The organism is Nesterenkonia sandarakina, from assembly GCF_014138825.1.
Taxonomy (GTDB): domain Bacteria; phylum Actinomycetota; class Actinomycetes; order Actinomycetales; family Micrococcaceae; genus Nesterenkonia; species Nesterenkonia sandarakina.
This window is the reverse complement of sequence record NZ_JACJIH010000001.1, coordinates 1304923-1319555: the sequence shown is the minus strand read 5'-3', so window position 1 is coordinate 1319555 and position 14633 is coordinate 1304923. Positions and strand designations below refer to the sequence as shown.

General features: G+C 65.3%; 17 protein-coding genes. 10 read left to right on the top strand and 7 right to left on the bottom strand.

Translation table 11 applies throughout. The features are described from left to right. Positions 1-586: 586 nt before the first annotated feature. The 4 genes from HNR24_RS06015 to HNR24_RS06000 all read right to left on the bottom strand — a co-directional run bounded on the left by HNR24_RS06015 (position 587) and on the right by HNR24_RS06000 (position 4842). Complete coding sequence (locus tag HNR24_RS06015) at positions 587-1063, bottom strand: pyridoxamine 5'-phosphate oxidase family protein (protein ID WP_182495303.1); 477 nt, start codon at positions 1061-1063, stop codon at positions 587-589. A gap of 88 nt (positions 1064-1151) precedes the next feature. Then, the gene (locus tag HNR24_RS06010) at positions 1152-3614 is read right to left on the bottom strand and encodes an ATP-dependent DNA ligase (protein ID WP_182495302.1); all 2463 of its coding nucleotides are present in this window, start codon (positions 3612-3614) and stop codon (positions 1152-1154) included. Between the two features lie 130 nt (positions 3615-3744). After that, positions 3745-4443: an 8-oxoguanine DNA glycosylase OGG fold protein gene (locus tag HNR24_RS06005; RefSeq protein ID WP_182495301.1), complete on the bottom strand. Its 699-nt coding sequence runs from the start codon at positions 4441-4443 to the stop codon at positions 3745-3747. Between the two features lie 81 nt (positions 4444-4524). Continuing rightward, on the bottom strand, positions 4525-4842 hold the full coding sequence (locus tag HNR24_RS06000) for a cupin domain-containing protein (RefSeq protein WP_425571812.1): 318 nt from the start codon (positions 4840-4842) through the stop codon (positions 4525-4527). A gap of 100 nt (positions 4843-4942) precedes the next feature. Here HNR24_RS06000 and HNR24_RS05995 point away from each other — a divergent pair, with 100 nt between their 5' ends. Continuing rightward, positions 4943-5260 carry a hypothetical protein gene (locus HNR24_RS05995; RefSeq protein WP_058888556.1) on the top strand — a complete coding sequence of 106 codons (318 nt, stop codon included), beginning with the start codon at positions 4943-4945 and terminating at the stop codon, positions 5258-5260. Between the two features lie 64 nt (positions 5261-5324). Continuing rightward, positions 5325-6218 (top strand): dihydrodipicolinate synthase family protein, encoded by an 894-nt coding sequence (locus HNR24_RS05990; RefSeq protein WP_182495299.1) that lies wholly within the window; start codon positions 5325-5327, stop codon positions 6216-6218. A gap of 32 nt (positions 6219-6250) precedes the next feature. Here HNR24_RS05990 and HNR24_RS05985 read toward each other — a convergent pair whose 3' ends face one another. Both HNR24_RS05985 and HNR24_RS05980 read right to left on the bottom strand, forming a co-directional pair. Next, positions 6251-6784: a hypothetical protein gene (locus HNR24_RS05985; protein WP_182495298.1), complete on the bottom strand. Its 534-nt coding sequence runs from the start codon at positions 6782-6784 to the stop codon at positions 6251-6253. 221 nt (positions 6785-7005) lie between these two features. Then, positions 7006-7449, bottom strand: a complete 444-nt coding sequence (locus HNR24_RS05980; RefSeq protein ID WP_182495297.1) for a YajG family lipoprotein — start codon at positions 7447-7449, stop codon at positions 7006-7008. Between the two features lie 336 nt (positions 7450-7785). Between HNR24_RS05980 and HNR24_RS05975 the strand changes: the two genes are divergently transcribed. The 6 genes from HNR24_RS05975 to HNR24_RS05950 all read left to right on the top strand — a co-directional run bounded on the left by HNR24_RS05975 (position 7786) and on the right by HNR24_RS05950 (position 11856). After that, positions 7786-8664 carry a serine hydrolase gene (locus HNR24_RS05975; protein ID WP_182495296.1) on the top strand — a complete coding sequence of 293 codons (879 nt, stop codon included), beginning with the start codon at positions 7786-7788 and terminating at the stop codon, positions 8662-8664. Beyond that, on the top strand, positions 8654-9559 hold the full coding sequence (locus HNR24_RS05970; RefSeq protein WP_182495295.1) for a serine hydrolase: 906 nt from the start codon (positions 8654-8656) through the stop codon (positions 9557-9559). The genes HNR24_RS05975 and HNR24_RS05970 overlap by 11 nt, the downstream gene beginning before the upstream one ends. 131 nt (positions 9560-9690) lie before the next feature. Continuing rightward, positions 9691-9918, top strand: coding sequence for a hypothetical protein (locus HNR24_RS05965; protein WP_179441967.1), 228 nt, complete (start codon positions 9691-9693; stop codon positions 9916-9918). Positions 9919-10049: 131 nt separating this feature from the next. Beyond that, on the top strand, positions 10050-10358 hold the full coding sequence (locus HNR24_RS05960; RefSeq protein ID WP_182495294.1) for a hypothetical protein: 309 nt from the start codon (positions 10050-10052) through the stop codon (positions 10356-10358). 104 nt (positions 10359-10462) lie between these two features. After that, a complete protein-coding gene (locus tag HNR24_RS05955; protein WP_182495293.1) occupies positions 10463-10987 on the top strand; it encodes a helix-turn-helix domain-containing protein in 525 nt (174 codons plus the stop codon). Beyond that, positions 10987-11856, top strand: coding sequence for a M23 family metallopeptidase (locus tag HNR24_RS05950; RefSeq protein WP_182495292.1), 870 nt, complete (start codon positions 10987-10989; stop codon positions 11854-11856). Before HNR24_RS05955 ends, HNR24_RS05950 begins: the two co-directional genes overlap by 1 nt. A gap of 161 nt (positions 11857-12017) precedes the next feature. On the opposite strand, the gene HNR24_RS05945 is transcribed toward HNR24_RS05950, so the two are convergent. Further along, positions 12018-12752 carry a helix-turn-helix transcriptional regulator gene (locus HNR24_RS05945; RefSeq protein ID WP_182495291.1) on the bottom strand — a complete coding sequence of 245 codons (735 nt, stop codon included), beginning with the start codon at positions 12750-12752 and terminating at the stop codon, positions 12018-12020. Positions 12753-12825: 73 nt separating this feature from the next. Here HNR24_RS05945 and HNR24_RS05940 point away from each other — a divergent pair, with 73 nt between their 5' ends. Both HNR24_RS05940 and ku read left to right on the top strand, forming a co-directional pair. Beyond that, on the top strand, positions 12826-13584 hold the full coding sequence (locus HNR24_RS05940) for an alpha/beta fold hydrolase (RefSeq protein WP_182495290.1): 759 nt from the start codon (positions 12826-12828) through the stop codon (positions 13582-13584). Positions 13585-13747: 163 nt separating this feature from the next. Then, the gene (gene ku / locus HNR24_RS05935) at positions 13748-14632 is read left to right on the top strand and encodes a non-homologous end joining protein Ku (protein ID WP_182495289.1); all 885 of its coding nucleotides are present in this window, start codon (positions 13748-13750) and stop codon (positions 14630-14632) included. The last annotated feature ends 1 nt before the right edge of the window (position 14633 follow it).

Here is a 14633-nt window from a genome sequence, read left to right as displayed (position 1 = left end):
CACCCAGAGGCGCGTCAGGTACTTATAGTCCCACCCTACCGGCGCTCCAGGAAACGGGCCCTACCACCGCACCGGGCTGAAAGGGAGTGGAAACGGTCGCCTTCGGGAGTGGATCTACTCAAAACGGGTTGTTGAGAACGGCTCGTATTATTGCAAGATAGTGCATTCTCGGGAAACCCTTAGCCAGTCCTGGCGTTTATGCCCGCACCAGAAACATATTGGGAGGCTGCAGATGGGCGATGCAGCGTGGGGTAACCGCTACGGCAAGGGCTAAGCTGCCGGAATGAAACAGTGCGCACAGACTGGCAACGTCGTCGGGTCAGGGCAACCGGCTTGGCCGCAGGGGGCCAATTTCTGTACGACAGGACAAAAGGCCACCACATGGATAGCGCGGACATTCCTGGTGATGAATCGCCAGTTGAATTCGGAGAGAAGCACCGATGAGCGAGGCTGCCCGAGTGTCTGTCTCTGTGTTGGGCCCCTGTTGGAGGTCTTCGAAAGGAAGGCGGTCCAGGAGAGTTCTGTCCAACAGTGCAAGAAGGGGCGGGCCACAGAAGTGACCCACCCATTCTCAACTCTGAGCTAATTACAGATCTACGCGTCCCTGGTCGCCCATGCTCGGGGTCTCGGAGGACAGCGATGCCTTCGCCATCTTCACGAAAGCCGCAGCCTTGCCCGGTCCCTCCCAGTACTGGGCGGTCTCCGGGGTCACCTCGATCAGCACGGCGTTGGGGTCCTCGGGACCGCCCTCGAAGTAGGCCTTCGGGCCCAGGTCCCACAGCTCCTTCTTGCGCTCGAGATCATCAATCACCTGGGCTCTGCCGGCGATGGAGACCCAGGTGTGGGAATCCACGAAGCCGAGGTTAACCTCCCCCTCGCCGATGATGTCCTCGATCTTGTCCGAGTTCAGCGGGGTGAAGAACCAGAACTTGTGCTGGTCATCGATCTCGGTGACACCCATCGGGCGGGAGACGATCCGGTGGTTCTGATCCACTGTGGTGAACATGCAGGTACCGATGCTGTTCAGCTTCTTGACGAGGTCGTTTGCAGTCATATCAGTCATATCGATCTCCTGGGTTGGGTATGTGCGTCTTCATTCGCAGTCTACGGATCAGAGGTCTTGAGTACAGCGCGTCCGCGCTGAGCAAAGTTCAGGGCCCGCTATTCGTCCGAACGGCCCTCCATGTGGGGTGGCGCAGCCGGTTCTCCCTGGTCACCCCGGAGTGGCGTACCTCGGCCGTCAGCTTCGGTGTCACCCAGGTGGCGTCCGAGGAGTCCTCGGCCGGCACGTCATCCACGGGTGAGGTATTGCGGACCAGCTTCTCCAGCTGGGCACGGAGATCAATGAGTTCCACCTCGCTGAAGCCGGTGCCGACACGTCCGGCGTAGTGGAGTTCACCGTCGTCGTCGGGCATGCCCAGCAGCAGGGAGCCGAAGGTCTTGGCGCGGCCACCCTTGCCCTGGCGCCAGCCGATGATCACGACGTTGGCATGGCTCTCGTGTTTGAGTTTCACCCAGTCCTCAGAGCGTCGCCCGGCGCGGTAGGGACTGTCGGCGCGCTTGGCCACGAGTCCTTCGATCTTGAGCTCCAGGCTGACATCCATGGCCTCGTCCAGGGAATCACCCAGGTCACCTGGGACCTGCACGTGCTTGCCGCTCTCGGCGAGCTGTTCCAGGATCTCCCGGCGGCGTGCATAAGGCTCACCGGTGAGGTCGCCGTGCTCTGCGGTGTGCAGCACGTCGAAGAGCATCAGGTGCACCGGGATCTTCTTCGCGGTCTGCTCGATCTCCTTGGCCTTGGTCAGCTTGCCCCGGCGCTGCAGAAGACCGAAGTCCGGGCGGCTGCCGGAGTTCAGGGCGACGATCTCGCCGTCTACCACGGTGCCGGCGGGGATGAGGTCCGCTATCTCGGAGAGTTCGGGGAAGGTCTGGGTGAAGTCTTTGCCGTTGCGGCTGCGGATCTCCACCCGGCCGTCGGCGTGGACTGCGGCGATCGCGCGGTAGCCATCCCACTTGCCTTCCAGGATCCATCCCTTGCCGCGGATGTCGGTGGGCTTGCCGGGGGAGGCGAGCATGGGGGAGGGCAGCGGGTCGGGGAACGTGGCGTCCTCGTCGGACGTGCCGCGCTTGCCTGAGCGCTTCGTGGACTTCTTCGGAGTAGACGAGGTCCTCGAGGACTTCTCAGCCTTGGGCTGGTCCTTGGTCATTCGGATCAGCCAGTTCTTGCCCGCCTCGTCGGTTTGCACCAGCGCATAGCGCCGGGGTACCCCGCCGAGACCGCCCTTCGGTGCCCCATGCAGGACGAAGACCACCTTGCCGGAGCCCTCGGCCTGCTCCCACTTCTCGATCTCCACGGTGCCGGTGTCCCAGATGGTGACCTCACCGCCGCCGTATTCGTTCTTCGGGATCGTGCCCTCGAACTCGGCGTATTCGATCGGGTGGTCCTCGGTCATTACCGCCAGCCGCTGCTGGCCGACTTCCAACGGAGGCCCCTTGGGCACCGCCCAGGAGACCAGCACCCCGTTGCGCTCCAGTCGGGTGTCATAGTGCAGCGCGGTGGCGTGGTGCTCCTGGATCACGAAGCTCGGACCTTCGCTCCGGGAGGCAGGGGAGTCAGAGGGGACAGGCTCAGGAGTGTTCGCGGCGTCGCGCATCGACCGGTAGGTCGACAGCGCGTCTTGCGTGTGCGGCAGGGCGTCCGCGGCGTCGTCGTCGGCGGTGAAGTTAGCCAACGGATCCGTGCCCTCGGCGATGCGGTCGATGACCTGGTGCATGTCCAGCTGGGCGAGGTCGGGATCCTCGAGCTCCTCCCAGGTGCGTGGGGCGGCCACATATGGTCCGTTGGATGACCCAGGGCGGCCGCGCAATGAGTAGGGGGCGATGGTGGTCTTGTTCCGGTTGTTCTGCGACCAGTCGATGAGCACCTTGCCCTGGCGCAGCGACTTCTTCATATCGCTGACCACCTCATCCGGGTGATCGGCCTCCAGAGCCTTGGCCAGCTCATGGGCCACCTGGGAGACCTGCTCGGAGGTGTAGCTGCCGTTGAGCGCGGCATAGAGGTGGATGCCCTTGGACCCGGAGGTGACCGGGACCGAGGGCAGGTTCATCTCATCGAGGATCTCGCGGCACCAGCGGGCCACCTGTGCGCAGTCGGCAAGCTCTGCGCCGGGACCGGGGTCCAAGTCCAGGACCAACCGGTCCGGGTTCCGCGGTTCACCGTCTTTGCTGAACCGCCACTGCGGGACGTGGACCTCCAGGGCGCCGACCTGGCCGAACCAGGCCAGCACGGCTGGTTCATTCGCCAGCGGGTAGGTGTTGCTGTGATCAGAATGCTCCAGCTCCTGGCGCGGCACCCAGGCCGGCGCGGAGTCCTCGAGGTTCTTGCGGAAGAACGGCTCGTTCGGCTTGGCTTCGGTGCCGACGCCGTCGGGCCAGCGCTTCCGGGTGGCGGGGCGGTTCCTGGTGTGCGGGAGCATCGCGTCCGCGACGGTCTGGAAGTAGTGGACCACCTCACCCTTGGTGGTGCCCGAGGCGGGGAAGAGGACCTTGTCCAGGTTGGAGAGCCGGAGCTTGTGACCGCCCACGGTGACAGTCTGCTGCCGGTTGCTTGCCATGGGTCAACCCTGGTGGTGGAGGCTGGGCGTTGGCTGGGTGAGACGTGTCTCTGCCGGGGCGTGACATGACTGTGGCGGGCGCTTCCGTCGAGAAGCGCCCGCCGCAGTGATGTCCCGAAGGGGGAGTGCCTTATGCCCGGCGGGTGACTGCCAGTTCGATCTCATCGGCGCGGACCGTGCGGTCCACCGAGGAGTCCTGGGAGGCCTCATCGGCCCATTCGGTCATCAGGGTGCAGTACTTGTCGTAGACCTCGGGGACCCAGACGTCGGTGGTGCCGTCGGGCCAGGCATCGCGGGCGAGGTTCGCGGCGATGTCGCGGTCCAGGCTGATCAGCTTGGGCGCGGCGGCCGCGCCCTGGGCGAAGTAGAGGAACTTCGTGGAGAAAGCAGGTCCGAACCACGGGATCCGGCCGGCGCCGTCCTCGGTGGTCAGGATGCTGAAGGCGTCCTTCGCGAATTCTTCGCTGCGGGCTGCGTTCCATGCAGAGAGGAGCAGCTCGGAGGCCTCCTCGCGGTGGGAGGCGAAGTTGTCCAGGCGGTGGTGCAGACGCGGGACCTTGGGTCCGAGACCCCAGGACAGCGAGTAGTAGAACAGCTGGAAGGCGTTGTCGGCGGTGCGCTCGCGGTCACCGATCTCGAACACGTCGCGGCGGGTCAGCGAGACCTTGTCGAGGCTGCGGAGCATGCCGGTGAGCTCGGGGAGGTTGCGCTTGGCGAGTTCGGCGCGCCAGCGGGCGGCGTCGACAGTGACACCGTGCTTCATCACCGCGTTGGAGCCGGGCAGTGAGTGCAGGATGTCCTGGGGCAGTCGTGCGTCTTCATTGATCATGGTCCAACCCTAATGCGCCCAGCCTCTTGTGGGCCCCACCTGCCGCACGCTGAGCCGGCTACGAGGGTTCTCGGGTGGGTTTCAGCGCTGTTTGACCACCGTGAGCAGGACGACGGCGTCTTCCACCGCGTCCAGCGAATGCAGGCCGTCCGGAATGGTCAGCAGATCTCCGGGTGACCCGTTCCAGGACGCCTCACCTGACTTGAGCAGAACCCGGCCCTCCAGCACCTGCAGCGTGGCCTCCCCGGGGTTCTCGTGCTCGGCGAGCCCCTCACCGGCGCGCAGCGCGATGAGTGTCTGCCGGAGCTGATGCTCGTGGCCGCCGAACACCGTCTTCGCGCTCCTGCCGCTGGAGGCCTCGCGGGCCTGCTCCAATTCATGCCGTGCCAGTGCGATCAATGACGTCTTCTGCATCGTGATCGTCCGATCTCTTCGATGTCACCGCGATGCTGATCTCGCGGCCGTTCCCCTGCGGTGTGTGGTTTGCCACACTGTATCTATGAAGCGCTTCGAAGCCTCACTGACCCCGGACCTGGGCCGGGCAGCACGCGCGCTCACCCAGGTGTCGGTCGAAGAGATCGCGGAGGCCGCCTCGCTTGAGCCGCAGCTGGTGCGGAACTTCGAGCATCGCGGGTTCGCCCTGTCTCCCGACGCGAACAAGCGACTGCGCCGGGCGCTGGAAGAGTTCGGCGTCGTGTTCTTCGACGAGGACGATCAGGGCGGCTACGGCGTCCGGCGGAAATACAACGCCTCCCGGGTCCGTCAGCTGACCCGTTGGGAGGACGAGGGCGGCCGCGCCTATGAAGACGACATCTGAGGCATGCTGGAACCCGGAGGGTCGTGAACCCTCATGATCTCCAGCCTCAAGGATCGGAGCCGCGATGTTCACCGGCCTCAGCGCGTTCCCGCACACCCCGTTGCGCGACGACGCCTTCGACGAGGCGGCCTATGCCGGTCTCATCGAGCGCCTGGCAGCAGTGGGAGTCGACTCGATCACGGCGCTGGGATCCACCGGGTCCTATATGTACCTCGACCGCGAGGAACGGCGGCGCGCCGCGAAGACCGCGGTGCAGCGTGCTGGCGCTGTCCCGGTGATGGTCGGCATCGGCGCGCTGCGCACCGCCCAGGTGCACCGGCTCGCCGAGGACGCGCAGAACGCCGGCGCCAGTGCTGTCCTGCTGGCCCCGGTCACTTATCAGGCGCTCACGCCCGAGGAGGTCCTCGGGCTCTTCGAGGACGTCACCGCAGAGCTGTCGGTGCCCCTGGTGGTCTATGACAATCCCCGCACCACCCACGTGCAATTCACCGATGAGCTCTACGCCCGGATCGCCACCCTGCCTCACGTGGCATCGATCAAGATCCCCGGCGTCCCGGCTGAGCCCGACCTCGCCGCCGAGCGCGTGGCGACCATCCGCACCCACATCCCCGACACGGTCACCCTCGGCGTCTCCGGCGACGACGCCGCAGCCCGCGGGCTCATTGCTGGCTGCGACGCCTGGTACTCCGTCATCGGCGGCACGCTGCCGACCCCCGCACTGAAGATCACCCGGGCCGCGCTCGCAGGGGACCACGCAGGGGCGCTCGCAGAATCAACCCGACTGGAGCCGCTCTGGGCGTTGTTCGCCGCACACGGCAGCTACCGGGTCACCGCGGCGATCATCGAACACCTGGGCCTGGCCGCCGCCGACTGCCTGCCCCGCCCGGTCCAGGGCCTCGACAGGTCCGCGCGGGCACGCCTCGTGCAGGTCCTTGAGGAGCTGGAGCTCACCGGGTGAAGGGCTCCTGTCTTCATGCCAGAATCGACGGGTCAGTTTCCGTGGGCCGTGCCCCCGACTTCCTCTGCAATTTGGGGTGCGATGTCGGCCGAATCCGCAATCCCCTCTGAGGAGTTGAGCGACAAGGCTGCACCATCAATGACGACGCAGATGCCACCAAGTGAGTTGCTGGCCTCTACCCATGCTGCCTGGGTCTCTTCGGTGGCAAAAACCTGAATCCCAGAACTTGATCCATTGACCGTCATGTCATAGGAGGCCGAGGACAGCCCCCCGGCTTCGACCCGTTCGGGTTCGCTGTATTCGATATCTAGGGCATCCAGCGCCTCGAGGAAGAGCTCGACGTATTGCTCGTTCTCCGAAGGTCCCTGTTCCGTGGGTTCAGGAGCCTCGGTAGATTCAACTGGCTCCGTGGGTTCGGGTGCTACCGTGGATTCGGCCGACCCAGGCGACTGAGATTCCGTGCTGACCTCCGGAGTCTCAGTTTTGGTCTCGTTCTCACCAGGATCAGTGGAGCAGGCGGAGAGGCTTAGGGTGATGGCGGCGACGGCCAGAACGTACGGTTTCACGGTTGACTCATTCTCGTGGGGGTGTCTTGAACCGGGCTCAGCAGGGGAGGGGCTATGCCACGCCGATAAGTGATACCTGATCTGGCTGACCTGCGGTCGCGAAGTAGGCGCGTCCTTGGATCTAAGCCCTATCCAGATGGATTCAATGACTTTGTTTGGTTAGGTCTGGATGAGTGACCCTGGACTCACAGTTGGACCGATCGGCAGAGACGGCCTGGCTATTACTCATATAGCTCATCGGGAATGTCCTGCCCATTATCTCGGGCGATACCAGCACACTCCAGCGCATCAGCCTTATAGGACTCGCCACTCGTCTCGGCCCGATCGAGCAGGTCTTCAAGATCAATAGTCATCGCTTCAAGGCGGGATGAATCACGCAGGTCAGCGGCTTCCAACCCTTCGATGAAGATATCTACAAGTTCATCGAACTCCCCGGACCGAGTGTTTGCGTGGACGATCGTATCGAGGCACTCCTGAGGCACAACCCCGACTTCTTGAAGCTCAGGTTCAGGAGTGACTGTGACCGTCGCTGTTGGCTGCTCGGGAGCGGGAGCCGTCACCGTGGCCGCTGACTGAGCTGGCTCTTCGGATGACGAGCCAGGTGAAACGCACCCGCTCAAGGCCAGAGCGCTCAAAGTTGCCAAAGTTATAAAGAGGTTCCGCACGGCGGTCCTTCCATTTCGAAGAGCGGGGAACTACATGGAGAATCCCCAGTGTGCATCGCTTCGACACAAACTTGTGCGAGAAAACTACTGACATCAACGACGCTTTCACCCAACACTAAGTGAGTCCTGGCAAACTTCAGCGAGTGAATCAACAGTCTATAGAATTTCGTCTACGAGTGGATGAAGATGTGAGATCGCCGAAAAGTGGATGGTGTCGCGCAGCACTGAGGCACACTTCGCAAGATAGCGGCCCCTGATCGGAGACTCTCGGAGTCCTTAGGTGAGGGGCCGCCATTATGCTGGGTCTGTCCGGCACGCGTGGTGATGAGGAGTCTTGTGCAGCAGTCGCTCCAGCAGCTCGACGCCACGGTCACGCGCCTGGCCACAGACCAGCCCTTCGCGCTGTCCTGGGAGATCCGCGCGATCGGCACCGGTGAGGTGATCGGTCAGGACGCCACCCGTGCCGTCGCCTCCTTCAGCACCCGCAAGGTCAGCGTGCTCCTGGCCTGCCTCGCGCTGGTCGAGACCGGCGAGCTCAGCCTGGAAGACCGCTCGACCATCACCGAAGAGATGAAGGACGGCGTCCAGGCCGGAATCATGCGCAGTCTCTCCGCCGAGATCACGCTGAGCCTGCGCGACTCGCTGCTGCAGATGATGAGCACCTCGGACAACATCTGCACCCAGCTGGTCTTCGCCGCGATCGGCTCGGTCCGTCCCGACCCGCTGCAATGGGTCAACGACTACTGCGCCTGGATGGGTCTCCACGCCACCCTGCACCGCGAGATCTTCCCCCGCACCGGCGATCTCACCTGGAGCCACTCCCTGGACACCCTCACCACGACGACGGCGCGGGATCAGTCCCACCTGCTGGAGCAGCTGGGCCGCGGGTGCATCGACGAAGGCACCGCCGCGCAGCTGTTGCTCTCGAAAGAGCTGTGCGAGTTCGCGCGCGACGCGATGCTCGGACTCTTCACCCCCGCACTCGGCGTCGCCTGCACCCAGATCCGGTTCGCGGAGAAGAACGGGCGCGGACTGCGCAGCCTCTCCCAGGTGGGACTCGCACTCGCGACCTCGGGTGCACCGCTGGCCGCGGTCGCCGCCTACGCCGAGAACATCCCCACGGTGCTGCCCTCCGGGATCCCCGGGCGAGTCGCGGTCTTTGATCTGTTTGCCGAGCTGGGACTGGCAGTCGAGGAGTGGGCCCGTGGTCGCTGAGCTGAAGATGTTGCGTCTTGAGGAATGCGTGTCCGCCTATCCTGAGCTGCGTTTCGCCGTGGGCGCCGCCGGATCGGCTCGGGAAACCGGGTCTGCTGGCTCTACCGGGGTGGTTGCCGCATCCCATGCTGATGAGCCGCATGACCTCGCCGGGACGGGCAAGCTGCTGCTCGGCCTGACCCTGGCCCACCTGGGCGAGGGCGACGAGGGCCTCCTGGAGCGTCCGATCACCGTCACCGCGGAGCATCGCGCCGGAGCCCGTACGGGCACGTTGCGCCTGATGACCGGGGAGCTGACGCTCAGCGTGGATGATGCGGTGAACCTGGTCCTCTCCACCGGAGACGGCGCCTGCGTCCTTGCCCTGTCGGACTTCGCCGCCGCTGAGGGAGTCGACCTGCTCGCCGAAGCCCAAGGCCTGGTCGCCTCGCTGGGACTGCACGCGGTGCAGCTCTCCGGGTTGGAACGTGATGAGTCGTGGGGCGAGGGGCTGCTTGGCACCACCACCCCCGCCGCGACCCTTCATCTGCTGCGCGCCATGGGCACCGCCGACAACCCCGAGGGTCTCCCGGCCGCGTCCCGAGGTGTCTCTTCCGAGACCCGGCACCGGATCGACGCGTGGATGGGCAAGGTCTTCGAACCCGCCGGCCTGGCCTCGGCACTGCCCGGGTACGGTCCGCGTCGAGTGCCGCACCAGACGCTGTTCGGCTGGGAGCTCACTGATGCCGGCGCGGAGCGCGGATACAGCTCGGTCCTGTCTCTGCCCAACCAGGCAGGGGAGTGGGTGCACGTGGCAGCCCACCTGCCGCCGTCGTCGGCGGGTGTTGTCTCTCCGCGGGACGTCTCCGCCATGCTCGGGACCCTGGGCCTCGCGGCCTACCACTCAGCAGGCCGCTGACCAGCTCCATTATTGCGGTGGTTCGGTCGGCGCCGAGGCAACGCAGAGCAAATCACCAGGTGACGCCCATAGGTTCTAGTCAGGTGCCAAATTCATTCGGGTACTGACAACGATTCGATGTGAGGAGTCACATGCTGACCACACTGCACAATCTCGGTTTCCGTTCGGAGCACGCCTACAACGCTGCGCTCGCCTCGGTCGCGCTGTCCTTCGGCAGCTGGACCGTCTCCCGCTTCAAGAAGGATGACTCCAAGCCGCAGGCTGATCGCTGGGGCATCTTCGTAGGCCACTGGGCCCCCACCTTCTTCGGTTTGGGCCTGGCGCTCTCGCAGTATGAGAACAAGGGCAAGAAGCGCTGATTCCAGCATTTCTCTCAAGGGGTACCGCCGATCATCGGCGGTGCCTCTTTTGCATGCTCGACGGATTCTTCTAGGTATAGATAGTTCCATTCGGGGGTTTCATTGAAATTCTGAATCCGTAGACTCGAGGGATGCTGAAGAAAGCACAGCGATTTCTTGCAGGCATCGCCGCCGCGCTGCTCATCGGGTGGTTCGTGCAGGTGTTCTTCGGCGGTGAATGGATCGGCCAGCAGTGGCTCACTGGCTCAGCTACTGTGACCACGATCCTCGCAGGGCTGCTGCACATGTGTCGTCGGTCCGATGAGGACGAGGATTCGCGCGACGACCAGCACCTGGACCCGGCGCGGGACAGTGTGCCCTCAGGTGTCATTGACCCCACAGCTCAGCCCGTCGGCTTTGGTGGGGATCCGCTCGGGCGCTGGTGGCGCCGGCAGACCTGAGGGCCTGAGGTGTCGCTGGGCCTGACCTGGCTCGCGAGTCCTGTTATGGGAGCGCGTACCAATATCGTCTTTACGTAATAACGTGATTCGGCTAGCGTGAGGCCATGGCCGAACATGACAGCTTCAACGAGCTGGCCGATCGTCTCACGCAGGTGGAGGAGCGGCTCGCCGCACTCGAATCCTCCGAACCGGCTGGATCGACGCCCTCACCCACGGATCACCACGAGGTCTTCTGGGCACTCGAAGGGCTCAAGCAGCGCGTCCAGGATGGCTCCGGCGCCGTGCTGATGACCGGCGCGGCCACGGTGCCCAAAGGTGAGCACGTGCAGTGGCAGATGCAGAGCTCGGTGCAGGAGATGTTCGAGACCGACTTCGGCTCGCGCGCAGAATCCCTATCGGCGCTGGCGCACCCGGTGCGACTCCAGCTGCTCCAGCGGCTGCTCACCGATGCCTCCTCCGTGGAGGAGATTCGCGAGGCCGGAGATTTCGGCACCACGGGGCAGGTCTATCACCACCTGCGGCAACTGGTCGCCGCAGGCTGGGTGGCTGCGCGCGGCTCCGGCCGTTACGAGGTGCCACCGGCCCGGATCGTGCCGCTGCTGGTGATCCTGCTCGGGGTGGACCGCTGATGCGCCGTGCGATCTCCCGCTTGAAGCCGCTCTGGCTGGTGCCCATCCTGCTTGGGGCACTGTTGGGAGTCCTCGGCGTCCTCGGCGTGGTGCCAGACTTCGTCACCGCCGTCCCGCCGCCCGTGATCATCACAGCGATCGCCCTGGGTGTGGTGCTCTTCGCCGTCCACCCCAGAGCCGAAGCCCATCAGCCCTACCAGGTGGCGGCGCCTGTCCGAGGTCGCTGGGCTGCGCTGAACAGTCCCGGTCAGCAGCTCCCAAGCCATGGCTCCAGGTTCCTGGGGCAGTACGCCGCCGTCGACATTTTGCGCCCGACCACCCCGGAGACCCCTGCCAAGCTTCGCAAGGCGTGGCGAAACTCCACGCCCCAGGAGTATCCGAGCTTCGGGGCGGCGGTGTATGCGATGGCGCCGGGTGTGGTCACGGCCACCTGGTCGCGGTCACGGGATCACCGGGCGCGAAACACCTGGCAGGGCCTGGTGTTCATGCTCGTCCTGGAGGGTTCACTGCGCTCGGTCGCCGGACGGGCGGCACTGCTGGGCAATCACGTGATCGTCCGACACGCCGATGGTACCGCCGCCGTCTACGCCCACCTTCGGAGGGGCGGCGTAGCGGTGCAGAAGGGGCAGCAGGTGGGAGTCGGGGATCAGCTTGGGGAGGTTGGCAACACCGGGAACTCCTCAGAGCCACACCTGCACGTGCACCTGATGGATCGTGCGAACCCCAATGCGGCCGCAGGTCTGAAGATGACCTGGACGGACATCACCCGGTCCGAAGAGATCGAGCCGTCCCTGGCAGAGATCGCGAAGCAGCCTGTACCCAACGCCGTGTTGAGCATGCCGCGCAACGGGGAGATCTTCGAGGCCTGACCCGGGGAGCGGGGTCGAAGTCGGGGCCGACGTCGGCCCTGGGCGGGAATCCTCATCGCTGGGGCGCAAACGGTTGGATTTTCCCCGGCGACAGGCGTCAAAGCACCGGTTCTCGCCCCAGGGACGCGTGCCGCGCAGCTCACCTGCCGACGCCGCGTGCCCTAGCCCGAGCTGGTCGGTGACGCGGTGTCACCGCTGGGCCCAGCCGCACCGTGCACCGGTCGGGCGTTCGGCGGGGGTTCACCGACCTCGTCCACGGTGTGACCGCTGCACACGGTCTTGGTGACGCTGGCCCGCTCGATGCGCGAAATGGTGAACCATCGCATGGCATCACGCCATCGGCACCACCCCACGAGGTGCCACTGCCCGTTCGTGGAGGCGAAGAGCACCGGCTCGACGTCGCGAGTAGTCGTGGCTCCCTCTCTCGAGGTGTAGCGAATCCGGACCACGTGCTGTTCGGCCATCGCCTCCTCCAGGGCTGACCTGATGGCGCGTGAGCTGGAGGGAGGCGTGTTGACCCAGACGCGACCCGCCAGCGCCTCGGCGCGCACCCGGGTCCTGGGATCGAGGACGTCGAGGATCTTCTGAACCCCGGCTCCCGCCAGATCGGAGTAGGGAGCTTCGGGTGCCGCGGACACGGCCGCCAGCAGGGCGACCGCCTGCGAAGCGGACAGCGTGACTGGCGGCAGGGTCGCGCCCACGGCCAATCCGTAGCCACCGCCCGGACCTGGACGCGACCAGACGGGTGCTCCGCTGCTCTCGAGCGCCGCGAGGTCCCGTTTCACTGTCCGCACGGAGACACCGAACTCTCGGGACAGCCGCTGCGCGGAACACCCGCGAGTCCCGTGACGACGCAGCATCTCGGAGAGCGCATGCAGCCGCTCGGCTCGCTTCACCGGGCTGCCCAGATCAAATTCATGACATAGATAGTGACACACCACTGTCCAGGGCGGCTACGAAACTGGTGGCATGACACCGAATACAGAGAATCCGCCCATCATCCCCATCGCCGGCCACTGGCTGGGCGCCTGGGCCTGGGACGAGGTCCTTGACCACCTCAACACCAGCCAGCTCCACGCCCTCGCGATCACATTGCCCGGTCTGGAGAGCGAGGATCCACAGCGCGCCGCGCGCACCCTCGCTGATCAGGCCGCCGCCATCCAGGACGTCATGACCCAGGCCGGAGCCTCCAGGGAGGGGCCCGCAGTGATCGTGGCGCACAGCGGGGCCAACGCCCCCGTCAGCCTGGTCCTCGACCATGATCCCGAGCTCATCCAAAAAGTGGTGTGGGTCGACTCCGGGCCGGTGGCCCCCGGGAGCAGCTTTGCCCCAGACCTCCTTGAATCCGTGACGGAGCTGCCGCTGCCGCCCTTCGATGCCCTCGCTGAGCAGGCCAGCCTGGAAGGCCTGAGCGCCGAGGTCCTTGAACGGTTCCGAGCCCGGGCTGTTCCTGAACCTGCTCCGGTGCTTCGGGAGTCGGTCGCGCTCAGCAACGAGGCCCGCCGAAGGGTCTCCACCACCTTGGTGTGCTGCTCGCTCCCGGGCGCGCAGGTCCTGGAGCTGGCCCGCACCGGACACCCCATGTTCGCCGAGGTCACGACGCTCGAGGACCTCGACGTCGTCGATCTTCCGACGGGGCATTGGCCCATGTGGAGCCGTCCCCGAGATCTCGCCGAGGTCATCGCGAGGGCGGCTTCGCAGACCCGCGGGGCTGCCCGCACGGCCTGAAACGGGTCAGCTGAGTCCGGCCGGCCCGGCTCACCGGAGCAGACCCGCGCCGTCGTCGTCGTTGATCTCCGCCGCTCCGCCTGTGCTGATCCCGACGCGTGTGGTGTCATAGGCCCATAGGTAATGACGAACAACAGGTAACGACGAACAACAGGAGTGAGCCATGCGGGCAATCTGGTCTGGCGACGTGTCCTTCGGCCTGGTGACGGTGCCGATCAAGCTCTATTCGGCCACCCGCAGCCATGAACTGTCCCTGCATCAGGTCCACGACGACGACGGCGGCCGGATCCGCTACGAGCGGCACTGCGAGGTCTGCGGCGAGAAGGTGGACTATAAGGACATCGACAAGGCCTATGACTCCGGGGAGTCCACGGTGATCCTGACCAAGGAGGAGCTCGGGGAGCTGCCCGCGGACGACTCCAAGGAGATCGCGGTGGAGCAGTTCGTGCCCGAGGATCAGATCGACTCCATGGAGCTGGACAAGTCTTACTACCTGGAGCCGGCGGGGAAGTCGGCGAAGGCCTATGTGCTGCTGCGCCGGACCGTGGAGGAGTCCTCCCGGGTGGCCATCGTGACGTTCACGCTGCGCTCGAAGACCCGGCTCGGGGTGCTGCGCGTGCGCGGGGATGTGATCGTGCTGCAGGGGCTGCGCTGGGCCGATGAGCTGCGGGACCCGGAGTTCGACGTCCCGAAGTCCCGGTTGACCAAGAAGGAACAAGAGATGGCCAGCTCGCTGGTGGACTCCTACGCCGAGGATTTTGACCCGGAGCGGTTCAATGACGAGTACCAGGACCAGCTGCACACCCTGGTGGAGGAGAAGCTCGCCCACGGCGAAGACATCGACACCGAGGCGACCTTCGGCGAGGTCGAGGATGACGAGGAGGGCGACGGCAATGTCATCGACCTGATGGAGGCGCTGAAGCAGTCCGTGGACTCCCGGCGGAAGAGCACGGGCAAGGGCTCCGGAGACTCCGGGCAGGAGAAATCCGGTAGCAAGAAGACGAAGGCGGCCAAGAGCTCAGGTTCCAGCCAGAAGAAGGCCAGCTGAG

Bases quoted from the DNA above. Each gene is read 5' to 3' on its own strand.
- HNR24_RS05995 (WP_058888556.1), top strand. From the start codon at position 4,943: ATGAAGCGCTTCGAAGCCTCACTGACCCCGGACCTGGGCCGGGCAGCA.
- HNR24_RS06010 (WP_182495302.1), bottom strand. From the start codon at position 3,614: ATGGCAAGCAACCGGCAGCAGACTGTCACCGTGGGCGGTCACAAGCTC.
- HNR24_RS05955 (WP_182495293.1), top strand. From the start codon at position 10,463: ATGGCCGAACATGACAGCTTCAACGAGCTGGCCGATCGTCTCACGCAG.
- HNR24_RS05960 (WP_182495294.1), top strand. From the start codon at position 10,050: ATGCTGAAGAAAGCACAGCGATTTCTTGCAGGCATCGCCGCCGCGCTG.
- ku (WP_182495289.1), top strand. From the start codon at position 13,748: ATGCGGGCAATCTGGTCTGGCGACGTGTCCTTCGGCCTGGTGACGGTG.
- HNR24_RS06005 (WP_182495301.1), bottom strand. From the start codon at position 4,443: ATGATCAATGAAGACGCACGACTGCCCCAGGACATCCTGCACTCACTG.
- HNR24_RS05990 (WP_182495299.1), top strand. From the start codon at position 5,325: ATGTTCACCGGCCTCAGCGCGTTCCCGCACACCCCGTTGCGCGACGAC.
- HNR24_RS05940 (WP_182495290.1), top strand. From the start codon at position 12,826: ATGACACCGAATACAGAGAATCCGCCCATCATCCCCATCGCCGGCCAC.
- HNR24_RS05965 (WP_179441967.1), top strand. From the start codon at position 9,691: ATGCTGACCACACTGCACAATCTCGGTTTCCGTTCGGAGCACGCCTAC.
- HNR24_RS06015 (WP_182495303.1), bottom strand. From the start codon at position 1,063: ATGACTGATATGACTGCAAACGACCTCGTCAAGAAGCTGAACAGCATC.
- HNR24_RS05950 (WP_182495292.1), top strand. From the start codon at position 10,987: ATGCGCCGTGCGATCTCCCGCTTGAAGCCGCTCTGGCTGGTGCCCATC.